5 protein-coding genes are annotated in these 5,989 nt (G+C 69.3%); 4 read left to right on the top strand and 1 reads right to left on the bottom strand.

Annotated features, from left to right (window positions below):
• Positions 1-54: 54 nt before the first annotated feature.
• The gene (locus tag ACOADB_RS11595; RefSeq protein ID WP_378598363.1) at positions 55-1,515 is read right to left on the bottom strand and encodes a glycine hydroxymethyltransferase; all 1,461 of its coding nucleotides are present in this window, start codon (positions 1,513-1,515) and stop codon (positions 55-57) included.
• Positions 1,516-1,896: 381 nt separating this feature from the next.
• Between ACOADB_RS11595 and ACOADB_RS11590 the strand changes: the two genes are divergently transcribed.
• The 4 genes from ACOADB_RS11590 (at position 1,897) to ACOADB_RS11575 (ending at position 5,878) form a co-directional block, all read left to right on the top strand.
• Complete coding sequence (locus ACOADB_RS11590) at positions 1,897-3,630, top strand: nitrite/sulfite reductase (RefSeq protein WP_378598361.1); 1,734 nt, start codon at positions 1,897-1,899, stop codon at positions 3,628-3,630.
• Positions 3,631-3,823: 193 nt separating this feature from the next.
• Positions 3,824-4,570, top strand: coding sequence for a phosphoadenylyl-sulfate reductase (locus ACOADB_RS11585; RefSeq protein ID WP_378598359.1), 747 nt, complete (start codon positions 3,824-3,826; stop codon positions 4,568-4,570).
• 37 nt (positions 4,571-4,607) lie between these two features.
• Entirely contained in the window at positions 4,608-5,351 is a 744-nt protein-coding gene (locus ACOADB_RS11580; RefSeq protein WP_378598357.1) for a sirohydrochlorin chelatase, read from the top strand.
• 47 nt (positions 5,352-5,398) lie between these two features.
• Positions 5,399-5,878, top strand: a complete 480-nt coding sequence (locus ACOADB_RS11575) for a group II truncated hemoglobin (RefSeq protein WP_378598355.1) — start codon at positions 5,399-5,401, stop codon at positions 5,876-5,878.
• Positions 5,879-5,989: the final 111 nt, after the last annotated feature.

Here is a 5,989-nt window from a genome sequence, read left to right as displayed (position 1 = left end):
GCCAGCATAGTCGAGTAATTCACTCGACTATGCTGGCTGGTCGGGACAGGCCCGTCAGACGAGGTTGAGGCCCGGGTACAGCGGGTGCTTGTCGAGCAGGTTCGCCGACTCGCTGCGCACCCGGTCAGCCACGCCGTCGGCCAGCTGGTAGGTCGCCTTCGACGGGGCCCCGGCCTTGTTGACGCCGGCCTCGGTGTTGCTGAGGACGTCGACGACCAGCTCGGCCACCTTGTCGAACTCGTCGTGGCCGAAGCCGCGGGTGGTCAGCGCGGGCGTGCCGAAGCGGATGCCGGTGGTGTACCAGGCGCCGTTCGGGTCGTTCGGCACGGAGTTGCGGTTCGTGACGACGCCGGCGTCGAGCAGGGCCGACTCGGCCTGGCGACCGGTCAGGCCGTACTTCGCGACGTCGAGCAGCACGATGTGGTTGTCCGTGCCGCCGGTGACGAGCTTGGCGTCGCGGCTCAGGAAGCCCTCGGCGAGCGACTTGGCGTTGTCGGCGACGTTCTGCGAGTAGGTCTGGAACTCGGGGGTGCGGGCCTCGGCGAACGCGACGGCCTTGGCTGCCATCACGTGCGACAGCGGGCCACCGAGGACCATCGGGCAACCGCGGTCGACGCTGGGGGCGTACTCCTCGGTCGCGAGGATGAAGCCACCGCGCGGGCCGCGCAGCGACTTGTGCGAGGTGCTGGTGACCACGTGGGCGTAGGGAACCGGGTCCTCCTCGCCCTGGAAGACCTTGCCTGCGACCAGACCGGCGAAGTGCGCCATGTCGACCATCAGGGTGGCGCCGACCTCGTCGGCGATCTCGCGCATCTTCGCGAAGTTCACGCGGCGCGGGTACGCGGAGTAGCCGGCGACCAGGATGAGCGGCTTGAACTCTTTCGCCTTGGCGCGCAGGGCGTCGTAGTCGATGAGCCCGGTCTCGGGGTTGGTGCCGTACTGCTGCTGGTGGAACATCTTGCCGCTGATGTTCGGGCGGAAGCCGTGGGTGAGGTGGCCGCCGGCGTCCAGGCTCATGCCGAGCAGGCGCTGGTTGCCGAACTCGTGGCGCAGCTTCTCCCAGTCGGCGTCGCTGAGGTCGTTCATGTTCTTGACGCCGGCGTTCTTGAGCCACGGACCCTCGACGCGGTGGGCGAGGATCGCCCAGTACGCCGTCAGGTTGGCGTCGATGCCGGAGTGCGGCTGGACGTAGGCGTACTCCGCACCGAACAGCTCGCGGGCGTGCTCGGCGGCGAGCGCCTCGACGGTGTCGACGTTCTGGCAGGCGGCGTAGAAGCGGTGGCCGACGGTTCCCTCGGCGTACTTGTCGCTGAACCAGGTGCCCATGGTGAGGAGCACGGCGGGCGAGGCGTAGTTCTCGCTCGCGATCAGCTTGAGCGACGACCGCTGGTCGGCGAGCTCCTGGCGGGTGGCCTCGGCCACGCGAGGCTCGACGGCCGCGATGACCTCCAGCGCCTGGCGGTAGGCGCTGCTGACGAGGTCGGCGTTGGGAGTCAGGGCGGAGTTGTCGCTCATGGCGCACAGCGTAGTGCCGGTCACGGACAGGCGACGCAACGGTCGGTGCAGCACGGTTGCTGGCGACGTGGCAGGCACCGCCTCGTGTGACCTGCGTCGCAGCGCAGGGGTAAACCAGCCGGTTCGGCCTCAAATCGTCCCGGATCCTGAGACATCGGTCCAAACTATGAGATTGACATTTGGTGGGAGCGCGTCCGAAGGATGAGACTCATTGACATGGTCTCTGCTGCAACTCACGCGCACCTCGTGGCTCGCCGCCACGTGGACTTCGGGCGCATGGGCAGCATGATGTGTCGGCCCCGCTGATCACGCCACCCGTCACCCTCGAGTCGCGCGCCGGAAACCACCCGGGCGCCCATCAGCGAAGGACCTCCTCCCCGCATGCCCGATCTGCGCTTCCAGTCCCAGCCTCCTCGTCACACTGACGTGCCCCGCCCCCGCCGCGCGGAGGGCCAGTGGGCATTCGGTTACACCGAGCCGCTGAACAAGAACGAACAGTCCAAGAAGGACGACGACCCGCTCAACGTGCGGGACCGCATCCTCTACACGTACTCCAAGCGTGGCTTCGACTCGATCGACCCGGCCGACCTGCGCGGTCGCTTCCGCTGGATGGGCCTCTACACGCAGCGTCGCCCCGGCATCGACGGGGGCCGCACGGGTTCGATGGAGGAGGAGGAGCTGGACGACCGCTTCTTCATGCTCCGGGTCCGGTCCGACGGCAAGCTGCTGTCGGCTGACGCCGTGCGCACGCTCGGCACCATCGGTGTCGACTTCGCCCGCGACACCGCCGACATCACCGACCGGCAGAACATCCAGTACCACTGGATCGAGATCGAGAGCATGCCCCAGATCTGGGAGCGGCTCGAGGCCGTCGGCCTGCACTCCACCGAGGCGTGCGGCGACTCGCCCCGACCCTTCCTCGGTTCGCCCGTTGCCGGCATCGCTGCCGACGAGATCATCGACGGCACCCCCGCCCTGGAGGAGATCGAGCGCCGCTACATCGGCAACAAGGACTTCTCGAACTTCCCGCGCAAGTTCAAGACGGCCGTGACCGGCCACCCGAGCCACGACGTCTCGCCCGAGACCAACGACGTCGCCTTCGTCGGCACCGTGCACCCCGAGCACGGCCCCGGCTTCGACGTCTGGGTCGGCGGTGGCCTCTCGACCAACCCGATGTTCGCGCAGAAGCTCGGCGTCTGGATCCCGCTCGACGAGGTGCCCGACGTGTGGGCCGGCGTCGCCGGAATCTTCCGTGACTACGGCTACCGCCGGCTGCGCTCGCGTGCCCGCCTGAAGTACCTCGTTGCGGACTGGGGCGTCGAGAAGTTCCGCGAGGTGCTGCAGAACGAGTACCTCGGCAAGGCCCTGGTCACCAACGCCTCCCCCGAGACGCCGGTTGCCCACCGCGACCACGTGGGCGTACACGAGCAGAAGGACGGCCGCCGCTACGTCGGCCTGGCACCCATCGTCGGACGCGTGTCCGGAACGATGCTGGTGCAGCTGGCCGACCTGATGGAGAAGCACGGCGTCGAAGGTGCCCGCCTGACGGCGTACCAGAAGCTGGTGCTGATCGGTGTGGAGACCGAGGCGGTCGACGCGCTGCTCGACGACCTCGACGAGATCGGCCTCACTGCCCGCCCGTCGAACTGGCGCCAGAACACGATGGCCTGCACCGGAATCGAGTTCTGCAAGCTCGCGATCGTCGACACCAAGGAGCGCTCGCGCCTCCTGGTCGCCGAGCTGGAGAAGCGGTTCCCCGACCTCGACACCCCGATCACCGTCAACGTCAACGGCTGCCCCAATGCCTGCGCCCGGACACAGGTCGCCGACTTCGGCCTCAAGGGCCAGCTCGTGACTGATGCCGACGGCAACCAGGTCGAGGGCTTCCAGGTGCACCTCGGTGGCGCCACCGGCCTGCACGCCAACTTCGGTCGCAAGCTGCGCGCCCACAAGGTGACCAGCGCGGGACTCGACGACTACATCACCAGCGTGGTCAAGAACTTCCTGGCCGACCGCAACGCCGGCGAGCCCTTCGTCGAGTGGGTGCACCGTGCCGACGAGGACCTGCTGCGCGGCGACAAGACCCTCGACGCCAGGACGCTGGAGTCGGTGTGACCCGCCAGGAGTCCGAGGGCGAAGGCGGTGCCCGCGCAGGGACGCCGTACCACTGCCCGTTCTGCAGCGAGACCGACCTGTGGCCCCACGAGCCCACCGGTTGGGAATGCCGCAGCTGCCTCCGCGCGTTCTCTGTTACCTCGCTCGGCATGATCAGCCGGGCCTCCACCACTGCTCCTCAAGGAGGTGCCTCATGACCGCTCCGGCCACTGCCAGCGCGCGGGCCTTCCGTGGCGCCTCCACCGAGGGCCGCTCCCCCGAAGAACTGCGTGAACTGGTGTCCCACTGGGGTGCCGAGCTCGAGCTCGCCCCTGCCGAGGTCATCATCGAATGGGCCGCGGCGACGTTCGGGGACCGGTTCTGCATCACCTCCTCGATGGGCGACGCGGTGCTCGCGCACCTCGCCCAGAAGGTGGTCGACAACGTCGACGTCGTCTTCCTCGACACGGGCTACCACTTCGTCGAGACCATCGGTACCCGCGATGCGGTCGCCGCGACGATGAACGTCAACCTGCTCTCGATCACCCCCGTGCAGTCGGTGGCCGAGCAGGATGCCGAGTACGGCCCCGAGCTCTACAAGCGCGACCCCGACCTGTGCTGCGCCCTGCGCAAGGTCAAGCCGCTCGCCGACTCCCTGGCCGGGTACGACGCCTGGGCGACCGGCCTGCGCCGCGCCGAGACCCACAACCGCGTGATCGCACCGGTCATCGGCTGGGATGCCAAGAAGGGGAAGGTCAAGGTCTCCCCCATGGCCCGCTGGAGCGACGAGCAGGTCGAGCGCTACATCGCCGAGAACGGCGTGCTCGTCAACCCCCTCGTGTACGACGGCTACCCGTCCATCGGCTGCGCGCCGTGCACCCGACGCGTCGCACCCGGCGAGGACCCGCGCAGCGGGCGCTGGGCCGGCACCAACAAGACCGAATGCGGCATTCACTCATGAAGGCAGCACTCACGACAGCCGAGAGGGGAATCAACTGATGGCCGCTCCCGCCCTCATTGCCCTGGCCCACGGCAGCCGCGACCCGCGCTCTGCCGCGACCGTCACCGCGCTTGTCGACGCCACGAAGTCGTTGCGTCCCGACCTGCGCATCGAACGCGCGTTCCTCGACCTGGCCAAGCCGAACTTCCACACCGTGGTCGACCGGCTGGTCAAGGCCGGGTTCGAGGAGATCGTCGTCGTGCCGCTGCTCCTCGTCGAGGCGTTCCACGCCCGGGTCGACGTGCCCTCGGTCATCGCCGAGGCCACGGCCCGTCACCCCGGCCTGCAGATCCGCGCGACCGAGGTGCTCGGCCTGGAAGCCCGCTTCCTCGAGGTTCTCGACGAGCGACTGCGGGAGGCCCTCAAGGGTGCCCGGGTCCGCGAGCTCGACGCCCTCGTCCTCGCGGCAGCCGGATCCACCGACCCGCTGGCCAACCAGGCCGTCGCCCGCCTCGCTCGCCTCTGGGGTGCGCACCACAAGCTCCCCGTGACTGCCGCGTACGCCGGGAGTGCGCCGCCCGCCACCGGCGAAGCGGTCCGCCAGTTCCGGGCCGAGGGTCGCCGCCACATCGCCGTCGCGTCGCTGTTCCTGGCGCCCGGTGGCCTGCAGGACCGGGCTGCCGAACTGGCGATCGAGGCCGGGGCCGTGGCTGTCTCCGAGCCGTTGGGTGCCCACCCGGAGATCGCCCGGACCATCCTGGCCCGGTACGCCGTGGGTGCGGTCGAGCTCGTTCCGGTCTGATCCCGAAATCAGGTGCGCCGGTCCCGCGAGTGCGGTGAACTGTCGCCATGGGTGGAGTCGACGAGCCGGGACTGCCGACGTTGTACGAATGGGCAGGCGGCCTGGCTCCGCTGCGCCTGATGATCGACAGCTTCTACGACCGGGTCGAGGCTGACGCCGCCCTGTCGGGCTTCTTCCCGGGCGGAGTCTCGGAGCACCACCGGGCTCATGTCGCCGACTGGTGGGCCGAGGTGCTCGGCGGACCGGCCACGTACACCGAGCAGCACGGCGGCTACGAGTCCATGCTCAGGCACCACCTCGGCCTGGCCATCACGCCGGCCCAGCGGCACCGGTTCGCGGCCACGATGAGCCTCGCCGCCGACGATGCGGAGCTGCCCGCCGACCCGGAGTTCCGGGCGGCCATCATCGGCTACCTCGAGTGGGGCACGCGCCTGGCGATGGAGAACTCCCAGCCCGGAGCCGACCCGGTCGAGCACGCCCCCACACCGCGCTGGGGCTGGGGTGTCGCGCCGCCGTACCAGGGGTGACGGCGGCAGCCCGTCGGGCGACCTTCGCGGTTTCTCCCCGAACGGGGCTGCGCAGGTGACAGGGTCAGCCTCGTGTCTTCGCGCCTCGTCGTCACCGGAGCCCTGTTCGTC

Origin of the sequence: Nocardioides sp. CPCC 206348 (assembly GCF_048654705.1) — a bacterium.
GTDB lineage: Bacteria > Actinomycetota > Actinomycetes > Propionibacteriales > Nocardioidaceae > Nocardioides.
Note: the sequence above shows the minus strand (reverse complement) of the source record. Positions and strands in the feature narration are given on the sequence as shown.